The organism is Sporofaciens sp. JLR.KK001 (genome assembly GCF_036941055.1).
In the GTDB taxonomy this organism is placed as follows: domain Bacteria; phylum Bacillota; class Clostridia; order Lachnospirales; family Lachnospiraceae; genus Sporofaciens.
Genome location: NZ_JAYMNO010000001.1, coordinates 4,357,348 through 4,374,554 on the forward strand (window position 1 = coordinate 4,357,348; position 17,207 = coordinate 4,374,554).

Annotated in this window: 14 protein-coding genes and 1 pseudogene; 2 read left to right on the plus strand and 13 right to left on the minus strand. The window is 48.4% G+C overall.

Going from position 1 to position 17,207, the window contains the following annotated elements; genetic code table 11:
• Window positions 1–85: 85 nt before the first annotated feature.
• The 7 genes from VSQ62_RS22080 to VSQ62_RS22110 form a co-directional block, all read right to left on the minus strand.
• Window positions 86–2,803: a DegV family protein gene (locus VSQ62_RS22080; RefSeq protein WP_334636890.1), complete on the minus strand. Its 2,718-nt coding sequence runs from the start codon at window positions 2,801–2,803 to the stop codon at window positions 86–88.
• 19 nt (window positions 2,804–2,822) lie between these two features.
• Entirely contained in the window at window positions 2,823–5,393 is a 2,571-nt protein-coding gene (locus VSQ62_RS22085) for a hybrid sensor histidine kinase/response regulator (RefSeq protein WP_334636891.1), read from the minus strand.
• A complete protein-coding gene (locus tag VSQ62_RS22090; RefSeq protein ID WP_334636892.1) occupies window positions 5,393–5,752 on the minus strand; it encodes a response regulator in 360 nt (119 codons plus the stop codon). Before VSQ62_RS22090 ends, VSQ62_RS22085 begins: the two co-directional genes overlap by 1 nt.
• Window positions 5,753–5,847: 95 nt before the next feature.
• Window positions 5,848–9,159, minus strand: a complete 3,312-nt coding sequence (locus tag VSQ62_RS22095; protein WP_334636893.1) for an FtsX-like permease family protein — start codon at window positions 9,157–9,159, stop codon at window positions 5,848–5,850.
• 48 nt (window positions 9,160–9,207) lie between these two features.
• A complete protein-coding gene (locus VSQ62_RS22100) occupies window positions 9,208–9,912 on the minus strand; it encodes an ABC transporter ATP-binding protein (protein ID WP_334636894.1) in 705 nt (234 codons plus the stop codon).
• A gap of 26 nt (window positions 9,913–9,938) precedes the next feature.
• Entirely contained in the window at window positions 9,939–10,460 is a 522-nt protein-coding gene (locus VSQ62_RS22105; RefSeq protein WP_334636895.1) for a HEPN domain-containing protein, read from the minus strand.
• Window positions 10,453–10,824: a nucleotidyltransferase family protein gene (locus VSQ62_RS22110; protein WP_334636896.1), complete on the minus strand. Its 372-nt coding sequence runs from the start codon at window positions 10,822–10,824 to the stop codon at window positions 10,453–10,455. Before VSQ62_RS22110 ends, VSQ62_RS22105 begins: the two co-directional genes overlap by 8 nt.
• Window positions 10,825–10,951: 127 nt before the next feature.
• Between VSQ62_RS22110 and VSQ62_RS22115 the strand changes: the two genes are divergently transcribed.
• Window positions 10,952–11,455, plus strand: coding sequence for a GNAT family N-acetyltransferase (locus VSQ62_RS22115; RefSeq protein WP_334636897.1), 504 nt, complete (start codon window positions 10,952–10,954; stop codon window positions 11,453–11,455).
• Between the two features lie 186 nt (window positions 11,456–11,641).
• Here the strand turns inward: VSQ62_RS22115 and VSQ62_RS22120 are convergent.
• From VSQ62_RS22120 to VSQ62_RS22145, 6 genes and pseudogenes are all read right to left on the minus strand, one after another.
• Window positions 11,642–11,975, minus strand: a pseudogene (locus VSQ62_RS22120) (AAA family ATPase); the annotation flags it as partial.
• Window positions 11,976–12,014: 39 nt separating this feature from the next.
• Window positions 12,015–13,577, minus strand: coding sequence for an AAA-like domain-containing protein (locus VSQ62_RS22125; RefSeq protein WP_334636898.1), 1,563 nt, complete (start codon window positions 13,575–13,577; stop codon window positions 12,015–12,017).
• A gap of 89 nt (window positions 13,578–13,666) precedes the next feature.
• Window positions 13,667–13,960 (minus strand): hypothetical protein, encoded by a 294-nt coding sequence (locus tag VSQ62_RS22130; protein ID WP_334636899.1) that lies wholly within the window; start codon window positions 13,958–13,960, stop codon window positions 13,667–13,669.
• A gap of 19 nt (window positions 13,961–13,979) precedes the next feature.
• Window positions 13,980–14,750, minus strand: coding sequence for an ABC transporter permease (locus VSQ62_RS22135; RefSeq protein WP_334636901.1), 771 nt, complete (start codon window positions 14,748–14,750; stop codon window positions 13,980–13,982).
• Window positions 14,747–15,517, minus strand: coding sequence for an ABC transporter permease (locus VSQ62_RS22140; RefSeq protein WP_334636902.1), 771 nt, complete (start codon window positions 15,515–15,517; stop codon window positions 14,747–14,749). Before VSQ62_RS22140 ends, VSQ62_RS22135 begins: the two co-directional genes overlap by 4 nt.
• A gap of 18 nt (window positions 15,518–15,535) precedes the next feature.
• Complete coding sequence (locus VSQ62_RS22145; protein WP_334636903.1) at window positions 15,536–16,300, minus strand: ABC transporter ATP-binding protein; 765 nt, start codon at window positions 16,298–16,300, stop codon at window positions 15,536–15,538.
• A 179-nt stretch (window positions 16,301–16,479) separates the two neighbouring features.
• Between VSQ62_RS22145 and VSQ62_RS22150 the strand changes: the two genes are divergently transcribed.
• Window positions 16,480–17,187, plus strand: coding sequence for a response regulator transcription factor (locus VSQ62_RS22150; protein WP_334636904.1), 708 nt, complete (start codon window positions 16,480–16,482; stop codon window positions 17,185–17,187).
• Window positions 17,188–17,207 lie beyond the last annotated feature (20 nt).

The following is a 17,207-nucleotide window of genomic DNA, read 5'->3' on the forward strand; positions in this document are numbered from 1 at the left end:
ATGAATAAACAGTTCCTGATTAATTGGCCTTTTTCTGAGTAATCAGAAAAAGGCCGCACATTTTGAGGTACTTGTCAAGTAATAATTAAAAAATTTGGGTTACTGGTAGAAAAAAAGAATTCGGACATAATATCCGAATTCTCGTTAAGTAAATGACATTGCTCATGAACAGCAGACCAAAGGAACCTGGACCGCAATTGCTTGCAATCGCAGAGGAAGCTTTTTGCAGATACACCCTTTCAAACGGACAGTACTGCCGTACCAGATATTGGATATAGTCGAGCCTTTTCTCATCCATTCCGGCATATGTGATAAATAAAATACGCCTGTCGATATTCCTTGTATCCCGGAGTACCTTCCTGATATAGCGTTTCGCCACATGTTCAAAATTCCCCATCTCCATACTGCCGACGGACATCTTGCTCTTCCTGAGCACAATAACCGGATGCAGAAGCAGCGCGTCGCAGAGAACCTGTATCCGCTTGGAGATCCGCCCCGACCGGCACATCATATGCGTGCTGTCGATGATGAAATCAGAAGAAATATAATATCTGAGTCTCCTTACCGCGTCCACGATCTCATTCTTTGATGCATGATTCTCCGCCATGGAAACTGCACATAATACTGCAAGTCCCATACTGCTGGAAAGATGCCCGCAATCCAACACTGTAACATTCTCGAAAGACTTCGCAGCTTCCACCGCATTCCGATACCCTTCGCTGACATGACTTGCCATAGTGATATGGATGATATTCTGCGCTTCCGTCAGCTTCTCCGCAAAGAATCTCTCATAGTCTTCCACCTCCGGAGGCTCCGAACTGCCGTTATGCCCTTTCGACATATGCATCAGCAATTCATCCGCCTTAATCTCTATCTCATCCAGAAAACGTCCCTCGTCTGTTCGCACATAGTAAGGGCACACAGAGATCCGGTATTTCTTCTTGAACGATTCAGGAAGATCACATACACTATCTGTCGTAACCATTACAGAAAGCCTTTTGGCATGCTCAAAGATCAGAACATCCTTCTCAATATCTACCTGTTTCGTCTCTTCGTTCAAGTGTACCAGTTCCTTAGGAAGGATGCTTAAGACGCCTGCCTCAAGCAGTGCACCGCTGACCGGCTTGGCCAGGTACCCGCTGAAGCCTTCCTTGCGGTAGAGAAGCTGATTATCGCTTCCCGCATTGGCTGTCAGGGCGATTACCGGCACAGTCTGACACAGCCCTCCCGGCTGTGTACGCAGCGCATGGAAACATTCTATTCCGTCCATCTCGGGCATCATATGGTCCATCAGAATACCGTCATAATACTGATTCTGTGTCAGCTTCAGGCATTCGGCGCCGCTTGAAGCCGTATCTATATGGATCTTTGTCGCCGCAAGCAGCTTACGCACAACCTCCAGGTTCATATCGTTGTCATCTACCACAAGAATATGTGCATCCGGCGCCTCGAAGCTCTGTCTGTAACGTTCCCCCTCATGGGCATGGGACCGGGAAGTAAGGGTAAATGTTCCCAGCTCCTTATCATCTATAATATCCTGCTCCAGCATGATGATAAATGTCGACCCCTTGGTATATACGCTGTTGACGCTGATCTCGCCGCCCATCAGTTCCACTAGCTGCTGGACGATACTAAGTCCCAGCCCCGTTCCTTCAATATGGCGGTTCTTCTCCTCATCCACCCTGCGGAATGCATTGAAGATATAAGGAATATTCTCCTTCTTGACTCCCTGCCCAGTATCCTCCACAGAATACCAGACACGCACCCGGTTGAGCGTCAGACGCTCACACCGAATAGAAAGCGTAACGGAACCCTCGCTGGTATATTTTACGGCATTGTTGAGCAGATTGATCAGGACCTGCTTAATCCGCACCTCATCTCCGCAGAGCATGCTGGGAATCGACGGATCCACATGGAGCTTGAATTCCAGTCCTTTCTCCTTCGCCTTTATCCATATCATATTGACGATCTCCGAGAAGAGCTTCCCTGTCTCATAGGAAACATTCACAATCTCCATCTTCCCTGATTTGATCTTGGACAGATCCAGTATATCATTGATCAATGTGAGCAGCATCTTGCTTGCACCCTGGATATTTCTTGCGTTTTCCGCAACATCTTCCGAAATATCTCCGCGCAGGATAATCTCGTTCAATCCGATGATCGTATTGATCGGCGTACGGATCTCATGACTCATGCTGGAGAAGAAATGATTCTCCGCCTCATTTAGCTCTTCGATCTCTTTCTTCTGCTGTAAAGCAAGCTCATTCTCTTTCACATAGAGCCTGTTCAGAAACATCAGCAGCACGCTTGTCAGCATTCCCACCAGTATAACAGACAACGAGGAATCAAAAAAGGACCTCTCCTGTGTATTCCTGGCAACAAACTCCGGGAAATTAAAAGCCGTATAATAGCAACCCAGTATCTCTGACAAGCACAGAATGAAAAATGTGATCATTCGCCTTCCTTCCAGAGTTATGCAGATATAGATAAAACACAGTACGAACCATTCCGGCATCCCGCTGAAGAATCCGCCCGCCGAAAAGAAGCTGACTGGGAACAGAAGAAGCAGCAGCACCGATATGGCCGTTGCTCCTGTATGGATGCGGTCCTTACGGATACTCATCTTCACAATCAGCGACATGACCACAAGGCTTACCGCCAGTATTAACAGATTCACAACACTCCTGCCCATGAGCAGTATGAACATCAACGCCAACATAGAAATGCCTGTGACAATACGAAACATACGTTCCTGCAGACTGACCCTGTGGTCGAAGATGATTTCAAACCATTTTTTTATCACGCAATGCTTCCTCCTGATATCATAGTGTTATGTAGTCATGGATATTCCCGCAGACTTCTTCATACATACGCAGCAATATGGAGTGATTCTCCCGAATATATTCTATATCCCCGCTTTTGCCTGCAAGTTCCAATGTCTTCGCATGCGCAGACAGCGTCTCTGCCCCAATCGTCAGAGACGTACTCTTCAACGCGTGAGCTTTGACCGCATAATCCGCCCAGTTCTCGGATTCATACAGTGCAATCAGCTCTTCTCTCTTCTCTTCACTCTGAGCGCAGAACATCCGCAGCATCTCCAGATAGAATTCTTCCTCTCCACAACAGTAGCCAAGTCCCATCTTCACATTGACTCCAGCCTGCACAAGCTGCTCTTTCGGAAGGGAGGATACCAGTGTCTCCGCTTCCTCTGCAGCAGTATCCGCCGCATCGCCTGCCTGTTCTGTCTCTTCATCTGCAGAGATGTCTTCCAAAGAATCAGCCTTGATATCCTGGCTTATTTCTTCGGCGGACGTATCCTTAAAACTATTCTCGGTCTTATATTGTATACATTCCTCAGGCAGCACCCGGCGCAACACCCGTTCCAGAACGGAACGTTCGATCGGCTTGGGGATAAATTCTGTAAATCCCTCATTTCGGAACATCTCCCGCGCGCCGCTGACGGTATTGGCAGTCAATGCGATCACTGGCACATCCTGATACATTCCGTTATTGATCTCACGAAGCTGTTTCAATGTCTCTACACCGTCAAAGCCCGGCATCATATGATCCAGAAAGACGACTTCATAAGGAATCCTGCTGCAGCGTTCGATTGCTTCTCTTCCACTCTGGCAGATATCTACCTCCATCTCATAACTGCCTAAGACACCTTTGGCAACCACCAGATTCATCTCCTCATCATCCACAGCCAGCGCCCGGACTCCCTCACAAGTAAACGGCATTCTGCCCACAGCCTGCGCATCTTCGAATCCATCCCCTCTTCCGGCTCCGCTTAACAGGTTCACAACCGACAGCGCCGAAAACGGCTTGTGGATCACTGACAGCCTGCTTCCCCTGCTTAAGGTATATCCCCGTTCCGAGATCACGACCACCCGAAGCGTATCCGCCAGCTTCTCATAATAATCCTGATACTCTTCATATTCGGCCTGTGCAATAAATACATGAGTCAGCTTATAGCTGCGCTGCAATTTTTTCAGTCCTTCAAAATTATGAACCTGATATCCCTCGACACCAAGCCCCTCCACCATATGCAGAATCAATCTATCATAATAGCCTTTGACATCATCGCAGGAATATTTTTCCGGTCTGAAATAGCAGCCAATACAGAACTGATCCGCATTGGGAAGCACGATGCACGGAGACACGTCCGCCACTCCCTGCGGGACAGCTATATGAGCATGCAGTCCGTGCTGCCGTTCACTGTCAAAATGGACAAAGCCTCCCATCGCATTCAGAATCCCTCTCGCAATGGGAAGACCTAGCCCTAATCCTCCTGCGAAACGGCTGCTTCCTGTATCTGCCTGGTAAAATGCATCATACATCTGCGTAAGCTGGGATTCTGTCATGCCGATTCCTGTATCATAAATGTCTATGATCAGATTGATTCCATAGCTCTCCTGCCGATAGTCAATACAGACGTTGATACCGCCTTGTTCAGTGAACTTGATCGCATTCTCCACCAGGATCTTAAGTACATGGGAGATCTTCTCGGCATCTCCCACCAGAACCGCCGGCACCTTCGGATTGATATCAAACACCAACTCAAACTGGTGCCTTCCGCTCTGCATCCCCGTCATGGTGATCACATCATTCAGCACCGAAGTGATCATATATTTTTCCTTCACCGGAGTCAGCGTACCTTCCACGATCTCCGTATAGTCAAGCATATCGTTAATCTGGTTGGAGAGACGCTTACCTGCCAACTGTATGGACTGCATATCTGTCCGAATCTCCGGGGAAATATCCTTCCCCAGCGTAACCTCGCTGAGTCCGATCACCATGTTGATCGGAGTTCGGAGCTCATGGGAGACATTCGAGAGAAAATCGGCGTTCTGCCGTCCGGCCGTCTCCATCTTGGCAAAAGCAATGTCGTAGTACTTCCGCTGCTCCCTCCGTCTGTTGATCCAGAACTTTGCGAGCAATACCGCGCCTGTTGTCACTACAATACCAAGCCCCAGACGGATTATCTCCCAAATCTCCATATTATGAGAGATCGTATGCAGAATCAGGAAATGATACAGCACCGCAAATCCATAAAGAGTCTCTATCATATACAGCATCCACTTTTTATCCAGCATAAATAAAGCAAGGACCATGATACATGCCACCCCCGGCATATCAAAAAGGCTGCTTTCATGCACTCCGAAAAAGAAGAACTCTGTCATCAGCAGTCCGGCGCACAGGTTCTCATAAAACCCTCCTGAGCCAAGCCTTGCAATATGTAGAAACCACACACTCAAATTGCTCATCATAAACAGCGGAACCATCCATAGCTCCCACGACATCACCATCGTGATCATTATCAATATCACACTGAACGCAGTGATGATGCCGGCCAGAAGCAAATGTCTGCCTGTCTGTCCATCCGTTCCCATTATTTCTCAAACTCCTTTGCTACCCGTTTCATCAGCTCCTCCGGATAAAAAGGCTTCTTCAGGTAATTCACCGCTCCAAGCCTGATCGCGCTCATCACGTCATCCTCATAGCCCGATGCAGTCAGGAAGATCACCGGAACCTTGACCGGCAGCTCTTTCATCCGCTCAAAGGTCTCTATACCATTCATATCTGGCATCTCAATATCGAGAAGTACAAGATCTATATTCTCAGTCTTAAGCTTATTAAGCGCTGCCTCGCCCGACTCCGCAAGAACCACGTCATACTGCTTCCCTAAGATCATCTTCGTCCTTACCAGATTCATTGAGTCATCATCCACCACTAAAATACGTTTCTGCATATTGCCGCCTCCTATTTTACACTCTAAGATTACCTAACTTATTTTAATACCTATTTTAAAACATGACAGAAATAAAATCAAGTCTTCCTGACCGTCTACTCAATACTCTTAAGCGACTCTACCATATCTATCTTCTTAAGTTTAAAATACATCACTCCATTGATCAGCATAGAAAATGTCACCGTAAGAATCAAGCTGTATATGTAACTCGGCATATTGATATTCCTTCCAAACATAGCTGAATCCACTTCCACTGTCTCGATAATGAACAAATGTAGGAATCTTCCAAGTACGGCTCCTACAACCGCCCCCAAAAATGTCAGGAGAATATTCTCCCGGTACACATATTCCGCCACTTCCATATTATAGAAGCCCAGCACCTTAAGTGTCGCCAGCTCTCTTTTACGTTCCGCGATATTCACCGTATTCAGGTTATAGAGCACCACGAACGCAAGCATACCTGCCGAGATGATCAGGACCACAATGACCAGATTCAAACTGCGAAGCATATCGTCAAGCTGCTTCTCGATATCATGCGTATAGCTTACGCTAAGCGCCCCATCCTGTTTCAGCAGATTCCTTCCGATCTTCTCCAAATCCGCATTCACATCCGAATCTTCCACCTCGAACAGAATGCTGTTGTATTCTGGTTCTTCTCCGTATACCTCCTCATAACAGGCAGGAGTAAAATAGATGTAATGCCCCATGTAGTTCTCACAGATCTGTGTGACCTTCACCTGCTTGTTCCCCTTCTCCTCATCCTTGATCTCTATCGTATCGCCCTGCTTTACATCCAGAAGCTTCGCCGTCTTCTCACTAATGATGCCCCCGTCGTCCGTAAGCTCATACCGCTCCTTAGATCTCCTGTCATGGAAATCCACGAACCACGGGATATCCTCAACCGAACCAAATACACATTCGTAAGCCGCGCACTCCTTCTTGCCGTTGACCAAGGTGATATTCTGCATGTTCGCCTTCATATACCGGCTGATCTGCTCTTCACTCTTAAGCGCCGCTTCTAACTCGTCCTGCTGCTCTTCTGTAATATCTTCTTCCAGATAGATGCTTCCGTCGTAGAATTGAATCTCGGCGAACTGAAGCTTGGCAATCTCATAACAGGAATCCTTCAAGCCGAATCCGACCAGCATCAGCGCCATACAGCCGCCGATCCCAAATATGGTCATGAAGAAACGTTTCTTATAACGCATCAGATTCCGAATAGTAGATTTCCAGGTAAAATTCAGATGTCTCCAGACGACGCCGATCCTCTCCAGGAATACTCTGCGGCCATTCTTGGGCGCCGGCGGCCTCATCAGTACGGCAGGCTGGGCCTCCAATTCCTTATAACATGCCATGACGGTGGCGAACAGCGTACAGAATACTGCCGCGCCGGACGCCATAGCCGCATATCCCCAATCATAGGGTACCAGGATCTTGGGCAAATGCTGATACAGGATTCCATAGGCATACACGATAATATACGGGAGGATCTTCTCTCCGATCAAGACCCCGATCACGCTTCCGCCCGCCGTGGCAAGAAGCGCATATTCGATATATTTGGAAGCAATCGCACCCTTACTGTATCCCAGAGCTTTCATCGTGCCGATGGATGTCCTCTGTTCCTCTACCATACGCGTCATGCTTGTCAGGCTGATCAGCGCTGCCACAAGGAAGAATAATACCGGGAAAACCCGGCCGATGGCTCCCAGCCTCTGGGCATTCTCCCCGAATCCGCTGTACTCGATGAGCGTGCTCCGGTCATAGACATACCATTTGGGCAACTCGATATCCTCGATATCAGCCTCGGCTTCGGCTATCTTCTTCTCGCCGTCAGCGATCTCGGCCTCGGCTTCGGCCTTGCCTTCCTCGTATTCCTTCTTCGCATCCACAAGCTTCGCCTCATTCGAAACGATCTCTGCCTCACCGTCCACGAGCTTCTGCTCCTGCGACCTTAACTCATTCCAACCGCTGTTGATCTGCGCCTGTCCAGAGGAAAGCTTCGCCGGCGCCGCCGCAAGCTCCGCCTCTGCCGCGTCGATCTGGCTCTTTGCCGCCGTAAGCTCCGCCTGGACGCTATCCATCTCCCGGTGCACCACTTCTATCCCGGCCTGACCTAACGTGTATGCCTGCCGCTCTCCCTCAAGCCTTGCCGCAACAGCCTGCGCCTGCGCTTCAAGCGCGGCGATCTGCTGGTCTGGTCCCGTATCCGGCTCTCCCGCAGATTCTCCGGTATCATCCAAGCTGTCCTCTGATACGTCCGCCTGTTCCCGCAGGTCTTCAATCTGCGCAAGCAGGGCATAATAACGCTCCTCGTCCGCATTGATCTGTGCCTGCAGCCCGTCCAAAAGCTGCCGGCCGGTCTGAAGCTGCACATCTGCCTCAGCTCTTGCCTCCTCATACTGCAAAAGCCCTTCCTCATACGCCGCTTTCCCGTCATTCAGCTGCGCTACCCCGTCCTGATACTGGACCCGCGCCGCATCCAACTCCTTTTGCTTAGAACTTAAGGTCATCTTCGCATCTGCGATCTGCGCCCTTCCGTCTTCGATCTGTTTTCTCGCGTCCGCAAGCTTCTTCTCCGCGTCTGCGATCTCTTTTGCCGCATTATCAAGCTTCTTCTTAGCTTCTTTTCTGCCGTCTTCTAACTCCTCTCTGGCTTCTTCAAGCTTCTCGTTCGCCTCGTCCTTAAGGCTGTCCTTACGAACTACCGCCCGGTCGTCCGCCAGCGCCTCGATCCGCTTAAGCACTTCTTCGACCCGGCCATCATACGCATCGGTAAATGCCAGCAGTTCCTTCGCGCCTGTCACCTGCATGTAGACCTCCGAGTAGACCTCCATATCGAAGGTATCCTCCGGCACTATCAGAAACGCCCGAATACTTCCGTCGCCTACCGTCGAGCTTCCTCTCCCGTAGGACAGATAACAAGGACTGTTGCCAAGCCCTACGACCTCAAGGGTATCCGTCTTGAGGGTATCCGTCACTTCATCCTCCGTTCCAGACTCAAGCCTGATTTGATCCCCGACTGCAAACGAAGAATTATCATCCGCAAGACACTCTCCCGCACTCTCCGGCATTCTGCCCTTACTTACCGTGATCTGGTTCATCTTCTCCTGCAGCGACATCACATGGAGCACCTGCTGTGCATCCTTTGTGCTGTAGAGAAAATCCGCGCTGTACGCCCCTTCTGCACACGCCACTCCTTCTTCCGCTTCCATGGCCTCTACGTCATCCTCTGTGACTCCATAAGTACAGATCGCCTTGATATCCATTAACTCAGCCTCATCAAAATACGCGTCTCCGGTCAGCCTCATATCCGGCTCAGATGCACGGATGCCGGAGAAAAATGCCACTCCCAGCGTCACGATAAAAAGAATCGACAGGAATCTCCCCCGACTCTTCCTAATCTCCATATAGAAATCTTTCCTAGTAGCTTTCTTCGTCCTCTTCATCTGCCAATCCTACCACTCTATCGTCTCAACCGGCACCGGATACGGATTCCTTGCCACTTCTGCCACCCGCCCGTTCTTGATCTTGATCACGCGGTCCGCCATGGGCGCTATCGCCGAGTTATGCGTGATCAGGATGACCGTCATGCCCTTGACCCTGCAGGTATCCTGCAGGAGCCTCAGGATCGCCTTACCCGTGTTGTAGTCAAGCGCCCCCGTCGGCTCGTCGCATAACAAAATCTTCGGATTCTTCGCCAGCGCCCTGGCTATGGATACCCGCTGCTGTTCCCCGCCGGATAGCTGCGCCGGGAAGTTATCAAGACGCGCCCCTAAGCCCACCTCTTCCATCACTTCCCTTGCATCCATGGGATCCTTGCAGATCTGAAGCGCCAGCTCCACGTTCTCAAGCGCGGTCAGGTTGGGGATCAGGTTATAGAACTGGAATACGAAGCCGATATCATCTCTCCGGTAGGCGGTAAGCTGCTTCTGGGAATAAGACGTGATGTCCTGTCCGTCCACGATCACCTTCCCCTCTGACGCCGTATCCATACCGCCAAGGATATTAAGAACCGTCGTCTTGCCCGCGCCGCTTGGGCCTACTACAACTGCGAACTCACCCTTGCTGATCCGGAAATCGATCCCGTCAGCCGCCATGATCTCCACTTCGCCCATGCGGTATCTCTTCTTAACGTCCTTAAGTGTGACAAATCCGTCCATATAGTTCCTCCGTATCGTAGATCATTTTATTCTTTTTCCAACTGCTTTCTGTAGATCTGATAATAACAATTCCATTCAAAATCATCTGCCGGACTGAAATCCTTCGGAAAAAAAGAACAAAGTCTCCTTTTGACGCCTTCATCCTTAAGTTCCGTGCAAAGTTCTTCTTTGATTCCATTCATCTCAAAAAGATTCCGAATCTCCTCAAGCCCCTCCTGCACCTTTTGAGCCTCAACGGAATAATCCATATTATACCGTGTGTCCGTCTCCCAGCGTGTCAGCGTATCTGCCCGGTCTTCAAGCCAGGAAGTCAGAACAATATTCGAACCATTCTGCCGGGACATTCGGACTAATTTGTATATATCGTGGGTATTAGGCACAGTCACTCCCTTACATTCAAGAAATGCCTTTAAAAGCTTCTCCACTGACTGTTGCAAATGATATGCAATCCCATTCAGGAACGCTTCATCATTCCGGGGAATTTGAAAAATCTCTCTGGCAAGTTCAAACTCTGTATAAGCAGATCTAAACAAACGAATATCACACATAAAGCCCCTCCCTGTCAAACACAACGATTCCCTTCTTCTCAATCTCACTCTTCAGACGCGGTCCAATCGCGTCATAATATACAAGATCTGTTTCTTCCACATATTCTTCCGGATAGTTTCGGAATCCTCTTTCATAATCATATCGTTCGATACAGATATCTAAATCGCTAAAGCTATGACAGCCAAATTCCACACTGCTTCCGAATATAATCGCAGCTTTTACATTATAATCCTGGTCAAAACAGCCGACATAACTCTGCACAAGCTTCTGCTTCAATGGATGGATATATTGTGCATTCTCAAAGTGAACGCCTTCTTTCGTCTCAAAACGAAAGTGCAGATCGTAATTATTAAATTTCTTCAAAAATACACCTTCTTTCTCTACAATCAGATCCAATTAAATTTTCTTCTTGTACGAAGCTATTATATCACGTATAATGCTATAAGAGAAATCTATAATTATTAAACTATTCTAAAGACGGAGGCATCATATGAATACTGTAAACATACTGCCTGCAAAAACAGATGCAGAAATCCACGAGATCGCTGCTCTTGCCGATGAGATCTGGCATCAGCATTTTACCCCCATCATCGGGGAAGCACAAGTCAACTATATGGTAGACAAATTCCAGTCCTATCCGGCTCTCAGATCACAGATCAAGCAGGACGGCTATGAATACTATCAGATCCACATCTCCCACACCTTCGCCGGGTACATCGGTATCCACCAGGAGGAAGACGCCCTGTTCTTAAGCAAGCTCTATATTAAAAAGGACTGCCGCGGACAGCATCTCGCGACAGAAGCTCTGAATTTCCTGATTCGGTTATGCGAAGAGCGCGGACTTAAGAAGATCTGGCTCACCTGCAATAAATACAATGCACACACACTTAAAGTCTATGACCACCTGGGATTCGTGATCACTGATGAACAGGTAGCAGATATCGGGAATGGATTCGTGATGGACGACTATATATTGACATACGAGATACGATAGTAAGGAGCTGTAGAAAATAACTGATGCAGCTTGCGTAGTTATCTTTCTACAGCTCCTAATTTCACAGATCATTGCCCGAACCATGTTCTGTCCAACTATAACATCTCCGTAAAAGAGATACGCCTGATACATTCCCCAAGAAGCATCTGATTCCCATGGAGATCGCCGTAATATTGGGCCGCACAAAACCCGATTATTCGATGCACTGTCTACTTCATCAATCAATAATACGATCGGTCTGTCCGCCGCTGCACATATCTGGCTCAAACGGACAAATAACTCACGTAAACTCTTCTGTACCGATTCCCTGAAAGTCCATAGACACAACAAAATACTCGTCTTTCAAATATTCTTTTAATGCCCTGAGCGTCGTCGTCTTACCATACTGCCTGCCCCTATTGATAACAAAATATTTCCTGCGGTCTACATACAGTCTTTTATCTTATCCAGTCTGTCATCCAGCCGTACCATGTAATGCTCATCCGGCCTGCACACCCCCCTCAGTATTAAAATACCGCATCAATACTGATCCCTCCCTTTATAATATTACAGCGTTAAATCAACACTCCACGATCACTTCAAAAATATCATGCCCTTTGTGCCTGATCCACTGATCTTCCTTCGGCTTCTTTTTATTTCTGCTGAAACTGATCAGATATCCCTGCTGCTGACCTCTTGCTTCCAGATACTCAGCAAGCTGGTCATACCCTTTCCGTTCATAGGCCTCTCCTCTCCAACACTTTAACTCTACGATAAATTCCTCGTTTCCATAGAAAATCTGAATATCCATCCTTGCATTTTTCCTGGTCTGCGGTTCCACCGCATAATGTCCTGTTCCATTGATAATCGGACGTAAGAATCCAAGAAACAAAAGCCTTCCCTGCTGCTCGATGAACGCTCCGTCCTCCCGGCGATATTCTGATTTCAGGAAAACGGCAAACTTTCTGATCACCTTTTCCATATCCAGTCTGCCCTCACGTATATACCGTGATTTCTCAATATATTCTGAATTGATCAATGCTTTGGTCGCACGCACAGATGTAAAATAATTCAAGATCAGTGTCTCAAATATCACATTAGAAATAGCTGCCTTTCCGTCCTTCTCTGCCAATATCCCGAACATTTCCCCCAAGTCAATAATCGGATTACTGCGCTCGAAAACCACATTCGCCCCGTTGAGCAGAAGCTGTTCTGCCAGATTGGAAAACTCCTGATTACTCCTGATATTTTTGATCACATCCTCAAACAGTGTGTTTCGTTCTTTGAGCAGATCCCGGACTGCCATCCGAAGGTCTGCCGTATCCCAACCCATACACTTTTCATCTATTTTCCGGCAAAGACAGCTTACCAGGTATGGATAGCCTCCTGTGTAGCCATAGAGTTCTTCTGCCATTCTCCCGATATTCATACCCGTATGATGATCTGCCTCATATGTCCGCAGCATCGTTACGATATCCTCTGGCGAGAAGCTCATATCCACATCAAAATCAGCCGTAATATTCCATGGGCTATTATATCGGTGAACCTCATCTGGTCTGATCTTCAGTCGGAGATTCTTGATATCATAAACTCCGGCCAGAATAACCGAATGGAAAGTCATCGTCTCTTCCCTGTTCATATAGTACTCCCGCATCTGCCCCAGGAAATCCAGAAACACCTGGTGATTGGAAACCTGATCCACCTCATCGATCATCAGGACGATCCGCTCAGATGCCGATGCACATATACTGCTGAGCATCTCGAATAGCTCTACCAGATCAAAATCATCCCGGCACCGCTCCTCTAATTCCAGGATAGAAGCCTCATCCATCCTCCCATTCTCTGTATCTGCAGCTGCCTTCTTGATAAAATCACGCGCAAATGCCCGTGCAAATGAAGCTTCATCTTTGAATTTGGCAGAACTCATTTTCTGAAAACTCATGAGAATGACGATATAATCCTGCTGAAGAAAATCTTTTAATGCCCGCAGTATTGTCGTTTTCCCATACTGTCTGGCACGGTTGATCACAAAATAATCTCCGTTATCTACCAGCCGCCTGATCTTCTTAAGCCGTCCATTCAGATCTACCATATAATGCCGGTCCGGATAACAGACTCCGTTTACATTAAACTTTTTTTGCATACCAATCACCTTGACCACACACTTTTTAATTATTCTAGCAGTAAATATATTTTCCGTCAAATGCTATTTACAAAAGACCGTTACATCCGTTACATAACCTTCCCGACCGTCATCATCACCAGCGCCATCACTCCCGCAACGGCATAGAGCTCATTGACCACCAGGCAGATCTTCATAAGAGAATTCTGCACCCTTCCCTTCATGTAGACGCCAAATGTAAATACACCCGCAAATATCATATATGCCGCATAACTTCCAATCACAATCTCTGCCGCCGGGGATTCCAGCGCCCATGCATTCTCCCTCACAATGAATATCGTCCACGGCAAGAACATCATTACACTTGAAATAGCAGTTAATACACCTCTCATACTCTGTTTCATTTTCTCAATCTCCTTCCTTCTACTTTCTCTCGTTTTTCCCAAAGCACATACAGGAAACCGCCAGACAGATCCCTGTAAATACGACCGCCGCCGGAATCCAGGGAAGCAACTCTATCTCCGTCTCAGACAGATTCAAAGCCAGCTCCCCATATTCGGCCGTAATGACATAGAACGGATAATCCATCGGATACAGGAACCACGCCTTCGTGTTGATCATCAGGACCGACGGCACGATAGATGCAAGCCCGATCCCCACCGAGAAGATGGGCGTCTGAATGCATACAGACAGCATCCAGAAGAACGCGATCATCGGCAATGACGAGACATACAGCTTTCCCGCCTGCGCAAGTACGAACAACGGCGGCAGTAAGAATTCATAATCCTGCATCTGTGACGCAATTGCAGCGCTTATATAATACATTCCCGTCATCATCAAGACCTGGATCGCCGCAAGCCCCAGCAAGATCATGTATTTTGCCAGGCACAGCTTCCCCGCGCTTATAGGAAGGGCAAGCATCCTCAAGATTCCATGGTTCGTCCGCTCTGTCTGCGCAAGCAATACCGTGCCCACTACCATGCTTGCCGGAAACATGAACCATGCCATCCCCATAAATCCCTGTATCAGGAAATTATGCTCCGGCGAGATTCCTTCTGCCTGCATTCCGAAGTTCAGATCCGCATTCAAAACCGACGGGATCCATAACATCACCGTTGCGGTCCCCAGGATCAGCAGAATCCTGGAACGACGCAGCTTCTTCCATTCCACTGCAAGTAACGATAAGAAATTCATGCCAACGACCTCCTTACTCTCAAGAACAGGATTTCCGCCGCCCCGATCACAAGCACCTCTATGATCCCGGCTGCCAGAAAACCTGCTGTCTGCCCCGTTCCTGCCCCTTCTGATATCTGAAACGGCAGTGCGAACGGGAAAATTGCCAATGCAAAGTATTTTACCGGGATCATGGTCGCCATAAATACGCAGACCACGTCAACCCCAAGGGAAATCCACATGTTCTTACATGCAGACGCGATCAGAAGAGACAGGAATACTACCGGGAGCAGCATACAGAAGCAATACCCAAGATTCCAAAGCAGATCTTGGATCAATTCCAGATATGCTTCGGGAAAAGACGCGCCATAGTACGCCGAGAACGCCCCGCCCTCTCCGCCAAACCAGTGAAGAATACACACACTTACAGATAGCATCTCCATTGCCAAGAAACCCAGGCACATCCCGGATAGCAGGAGGGCTTTCAGGAAATATACTGTCTCTTCCCTCATGGGCAATGTTATGATCCGCTGGATTGCATTATCCGCATACTCCGTGTGGTACATCATGCATGCTGCCGTGATGACGATCAGCATATTCAGCATCGACATCATCTGCCAGTCTGCCTGGAAGATCGTCCGAAGCGGCGGCTGCATAAGCCCGGTATATTGTTCGGACCGTACCGCAAGCTCCAGGACCGGGATAAGAGCCGCCAGGAACCCGCCTGCAAGGCATCCCGGTATGATTCCTGTCCTTTTTATTTTCTTATACTCTAATGCTATACCCATGTTTCATCCCTCCTTCCGTCATGCGGTATACGCCCTGCTGCCTCTTCGAAGGTTATCCTCCTCGATCATCGCGAGAAAGGTCTCTTCCAGGTTATCCGTCGGATATCCCCGCTCCTGCGCTCCCCGCTTCAATTCCTCAAGCGTTCCTTCGAATAAGAGCCGTCCATGATTCAGAATTCCCACCTGGTCAGCCATCAACTCTATCTCCGACAACAAATGCGAAGATACCAGAACCGTACAGCCCAGTTTCTCCGGAAGGGAACGGATCAGGGAGCGGATCTCATGGATTCCCACCGGATCCAGCCCATTGGTCGGTTCGTCGAGGATCAGGATGGGCGGCCGTCCGATCAGGGCGCTTGCAAGTCCAAGCCTCTGCTTCATACCAAGAGAATATTTTCTTGCCTGACGCTTCCTCCACTGTGAAAGCCCTGTTAATCTCAGCGCATCATCCACCGCAGATTTCGGAAGTCCTAAGATCCTCCTGACAATATCCAGATTCTCTTCACCGGTAAGATTCCCATAGAACGCAGGCGCCTCTATGAAGGAACCAACCTCCTTGAGGATCGGAATCCGATCCGCCGGATATCGTTTCCCGTCTATCACAAAATCTCCGTCCGTAGGCTTTGTCAGCCCTAAGAACATCTTCATCGTTGTGGATTTGCCTGCGCCGTTGGGGCCAAGGAAGCCATAGACCATTCCCTTTGGAATGTGGAGGTTCACACCGGAAACTGCCGTGAAGCCTGCATATGATTTGGTCAGATTCTTTGTCTCGATAATATTCATCCTTCATTACTCCTTTGCTGTTGGTATGCTTATATTCTAAACGAACATCCTTACATCCACATTCTCTTAACCTTACATCTACCTTACATTTGCCACAAATACATTAAAAAACACTCTATCTGTGATATGATAGTAACAGTAACAATCCATATACCGTACCGCAGAAAGGAAAATGATTCATGAACTTAGAATATCTGAAGAATAAACGAATACTGCTCGTAGACGATGAACCCGGTCTGCAGGATATGGTCGCCTCCATCCTGCAAAACGAAGGCTTCACACAAGTAAGAACCGCCGGAAGTGTCCGGGAGGCCCTGACCGCTGCCGGTACATTCCGCCCAGAACTGGCAATCCTTGACGTGATGCTTCCCGACGGCGACGGATTCTCCCTGATGGAAGTACTTCGAAAAGACGGAGACTATCCGGTCCTGTTCCTGACCGCCCGCGGTGAAGAGGAAGACAAATTCAAAGGCTTTGGACTTGGTGCAGACGATTACATGGTCAAACCCTTTCTCCCAAAAGAGCTGATCTTCCGCATCACGGCGATCCTTCGCAGGACCTACAAAAGCGAAGCTCCGGTGGTATCCTTGAAATATTGCAAGATTGATTTCGAGCGCGCCGAAGCGCTGAGAGAAACTGAGCCTAAGGAACCCATCCCCCTGACAGCCAAGGAGCATGCGATCCTTCTTACTCTCTGCCGCAACGCCGGGCGCATCGTGACCATAGATGCTCTGTGCGAAGCCGCCTGGGGCGATAACCCCTACGGATATGAGAATTCCCTGATGGCGCATATCCGCCGGATCCGGGAGAAGATCGAAGAGAATCCGTCCAAACCGGAATCTCTGATCACGGTAAAGGGTTTAGGCTATAAATTGATCGTACAATAATAATCCGACGGAGGAAAACA